General features: G+C 37.0%; 4 protein-coding genes and 1 pseudogene. 3 read left to right on the plus strand and 2 right to left on the minus strand.

The window, feature by feature from the left end; all coding sequences use genetic code 11:
• Positions 1 to 609: hypothetical protein (locus GCCT14_RS03860; RefSeq protein WP_157952588.1), on the minus strand; the 609-nt coding region annotated here is incomplete at its 3' end.
• Between the two features lie 430 nt (positions 610 to 1,039).
• On the opposite strand from GCCT14_RS03860, the gene GCCT14_RS03870 reads away from it, so the two are divergent.
• On the plus strand, positions 1,040 to 2,275 hold the full coding sequence (locus tag GCCT14_RS03870; RefSeq protein WP_108624314.1) for a serine hydrolase domain-containing protein: 1,236 nt from the start codon (positions 1,040 to 1,042) through the stop codon (positions 2,273 to 2,275).
• A gap of 33 nt (positions 2,276 to 2,308) precedes the next feature.
• Entirely contained in the window at positions 2,309 to 3,058 is a 750-nt protein-coding gene (locus GCCT14_RS03875) for a hypothetical protein (protein WP_108624315.1), read from the plus strand.
• Here GCCT14_RS03875 and GCCT14_RS03880 read toward each other — a convergent pair.
• Positions 3,055 to 3,597 (minus strand): Asp-tRNA(Asn)/Glu-tRNA(Gln) amidotransferase subunit GatB, encoded by a 543-nt coding sequence (locus GCCT14_RS03880; protein ID WP_157952589.1) that lies wholly within the window; start codon positions 3,595 to 3,597, stop codon positions 3,055 to 3,057. The two genes, GCCT14_RS03875 and GCCT14_RS03880, sit on opposite strands and share 4 nt — an antisense overlap.
• 36 nt (positions 3,598 to 3,633) lie before the next feature.
• Between GCCT14_RS03880 and GCCT14_RS05660 the strand changes: the two are divergent.
• Positions 3,634 to 3,795, plus strand: a pseudogene (locus tag GCCT14_RS05660) (hypothetical protein); the annotation flags it as partial.

Below are 3,795 nucleotides of genomic sequence, written 5' to 3' on the forward strand. Positions count from 1 at the left end.
ATCGTTTTTGTACAGCGAGGGGTTGTCGATGTGAGTATTTTTTTTTGTAAAAAAAGCGGCTGTGGCAGTTTGAACTCTATTAAGATCATCTTTAATAGCATTTGGTCGATCATGGTTTACCAAACGAAGAATCGCCTCTTCAGATAGGTCGCCTGACTTTTCCCTTATACAATCAGCTCTGAACTGAAAAGAAGCAGAAACACCAATAAGAAAGAAATTTTTTTTGTAAATATGCCTCATGAGTGCGATTTCTTGTGGATGTCCAAAGGATCGCAGAACAATGACGTGTTTACCAAGTATAGATTTTCGCAATTGTCTAATTTTGTTAATGAACAGCAATGATAAGACTTCTGGAGATTTAGTTTCTAATCTCAATAGGTCACCAGCAAATTCCATAAATTGTTTGCTGTCTAGATTTTTCCATTCCTCAGGGCCAAGGTTTCTATCTTGAAGTTCTGCTAATAGTTTTGATGCTCGTATTCGTGAACAAGCAAATCCTTTGTCTTCGAAAAAAGAAATAATTTTTTCTTCCAATGGTTTAAATGGAATGCCGACTTGGGCTGTTAGACCGATAACAATTTCATCCAACGAAAATAATGGCAGGGTCATGAACTCTCTTTTCAAAAAATTTATTTAAAAATCTTGTTAGATGTGAAAATAACTCCAACAGCATGCTTGTTGAATTTTGTACTTTCTCTTGCAGTGTATTGTAGTTCCAAATAAATCTCTGAAAACCAGTATAAAATGAATTCTTGTTTAGGAATGATCACAGGTTCCCATATCTTTTTATGGGTATATTTATATTTTAAATATAAGGTCTTGTTTTGTTTGTTAACGAAGTTCCCTCTAGAGGGGATCATGGCCTGATGTTTGTGTAACTATGTTGGATCAAGAATCCGATAAAATTATATAGTTTTTTTCATAATTAACCCATTTTTATGTGAGAGTTAATGGATGTTATTAGTTTCCGTTTTCTTAGAATGACAGAAAATAATTTCAATCTCAACTTATCGTAATTTCCATTTTGGGAGCGGAATGAATGGTAGATCGATTGAGAGGTGTAATAGCAATAGATAGAGATATTTTGTTGTCTCAAGCAATTGAAGGAGAACAAACAGACAAAAAAATAGCTCTTTTTTCTCAAAATTTCTTTTCTCGGAAGAAGGAATCTTTGTTTTCACTTCCACGTAATTTTAGTCGTACTGCTACCCTTGTTGGCACATCATCGAATAAAAAAATTGAGACTATGTACACAACCGCCTTGAGATCTTTCGCTTCTTCGGTTTCCCGCTTGAATGAAGTGTCTATTGTTAGTCAGCTAGATGTAAATCCGGATACGTTTGCGTATGCAGTTGTTTGGAAGGACAATCAAACTTTATTTGAAGGAAGTTGGGGTAAAGATGGAAGCGGTGATGCCATTGATTCAGGATCTATTTTTAGAATAGGTTCCCTTTCTAAACATATCGTTGCCGACATGTTCTTTAATTTAGGAAATGAAAAAGGGATTAAGTGGTCTCAGAGATTGAGCGATTTTTTCCCGGATAATTTTCCGCCTTCTTTTCAGGAGGTTACACTTTTTCATCTTTTTAATCATCAATCTGGGTTGCCTTCATATGATGAAGATCAAAGTCCTAGCACTGTGCTATCAGAAACACTTTTTAAAAAGGGTGTACAAAATGAATTGCAGTTTTCTCCTGGAAATTATTTTTTTTATTCAAACTATGGATACGCGATCATTGGTCGTTTTTTTGAACAAATTTTAGGTTCGTCATTTGAAGATGAAGTGCGTAAGCATTCCAAGAAAATGAGTCTCTTTTCCACAGGCTATTTGAGCCAGCAGCAAGAACAAAAGTGGGTCGTTGGCCATAAGAAGTCTTCTTCACATGAAGTTATTTATGAAGCTGGTCAATCACTTCATCAAACAAAGGCATTCTCTGCTGCCGGACTTTACAGTTGTGCTAGAGATTTGCGAAATTGGTATACTCTTTTCCTGTCAGGCGATTTAGGATATTCTCCTTCATTCTTGTTTAAAAATGTCGAAGCTAAAGTGAGATTTTTGTCTAATCCAGCTGAAAATATATCTTATCATTCTGGCTTTTTTCTGAATGATCCGTACCTGGAGCATACTGGGTTTTTTCCAGGCTATCTTTCACAGGTTGTTTTGAATTCGGTTGAGAGAGCTGGAATTCTCATTTTATGCGGAAATCAAGATGCAGATATCATTTCTATGAAAAAAGAACTTCAGTTTCAATTTAAAGACCTTTTCAATGGATGAAATATTTAAAGGAAATTTTCGTATTGATTTTCTATGCAAGACACTTTCAATTTTTATATTTTGATTCAGGTAGATATTTCTTCGACATCTTCTCTTGCATGGAACAGACTCATTGAAGATGCTAGATCGCATGTTGAAGATGGCAAGAGAATTTTTTGGGAATTGCAGTACGAAGTTTGGAATGATGCCCCTTTCAATGAAGCAAGAGTGTCAGCTATTCGACTTGCTTTCGAGTCCTTTCTCGATGTGGCACTTCCTAATTTTTTGAAAGAAACAGCCGGATTCATCTTTTATAACGGCAGTTATAACTCATTTCTTAAACATAAAAGTTACTCAGAAATATTTGCTACGTTAGACCTTGTATTGCCACAAGAATTGGAAAGATGGTTTCTATTGAAACATAACAAAGAAAGACTTGTAGATCGACTGATTAGCTTCTCTGAGCTGGAGACATTCCCTCGAATGAACATTCTCTTAGAAGGGGAATGGTCTACGGCTCCTTTTTTGCGGTTCCAAAACGGAAAAATTTTCGCCTCCTCTGAGCCGTCCACTACTGGAGTATGTATATCTCGAGAGGCCATCTCAGATGAAAATGTCTGCAACCGCATAATTCGCTATCTTCAGAGCTCTGGTTCTGTATGGTCTGTAAGGTTGATTCAGGAGAGGTTTTTAAATGAACAGTGGGATCTTTTGAATCAACTAGTTTTGTTCAATGATTCCCCCCATTTACAACGTTACTTGGAGGGATTTCAGGCGGCTGGAGGAGTTGTGAAAAATTATTAGCAACTAATCCTCTCCAAAATGATCTGACGAACTACTTCTGGATCGGCCTGTTTATAAGAAGCCATAACCTTACCAACCAGAAAGTTCAAAGCCCTTGCTTTGCCATTCTTGTAATCTGAGATAGAGCTTTGGTTGCTTTCTAGCGTTGAGAAAACAAGCTCCTCTAGTTCTGTTTTATTGTGTAACAAACCAAGAGAGGGGTCTTCCTTAAGGATCCTTGAAGGGTCAAGCCCAGTTTTAATCATGCTAGAGGCCACAATCTTAGCATTTTTTCCAGACAAAGTTTTAGAGTTAATGAGATTAACTAACTCTGCGACTTGTTGAGCCTCGATTCCAGATTGATAGACTGGGAATCCAAGTTGTCCTGGAAATTCAACGATGATCCAATTTGCTAGTTGTTGAAAATGAGAGGATGATTTTGTTGCTTCTTCGAAGAAACGAAAAATTTCTGAATCGGCAACCATAACACGAGACACTTCTGAATTTAGGCAATACTTTTCCGCAATTTTTCTGCGCCTTTCCTTAGGCAACTCTGGCATATTCGATTTGATATGCTGAATTAGCTCAAGTGACACTTGATATGCTGGAAGATCTGGTTCCGGGAAATATCTGACTGCGATATGGAAAAGGGCCAGCTGCGCATTGACGCGAATTTATCAGTTAGAAAAGAGGGTGAATCTTTACGGCCGAAGTGTGAAATTAAAAACCTAAACTCGATTAGCATGTTGACAAAAGCG

This window comes from Candidatus Similichlamydia epinepheli, from assembly GCF_003056015.1.

Excerpts from the sequence above, each read along its gene's own strand:
- GCCT14_RS03870 (WP_108624314.1), top strand. The coding sequence starts at position 1,040 with ATGGTAGATCGATTGAGAGGTGTAATAGCAATAGATAGAGATATTTTG.
- GCCT14_RS03875 (WP_108624315.1), top strand. The coding sequence starts at position 2,309 with ATGCAAGACACTTTCAATTTTTATATTTTGATTCAGGTAGATATTTCT.
- GCCT14_RS03880 (WP_157952589.1), bottom strand. The coding sequence starts at position 3,597 with ATGCCAGAGTTGCCTAAGGAAAGGCGCAGAAAAATTGCGGAAAAGTAT.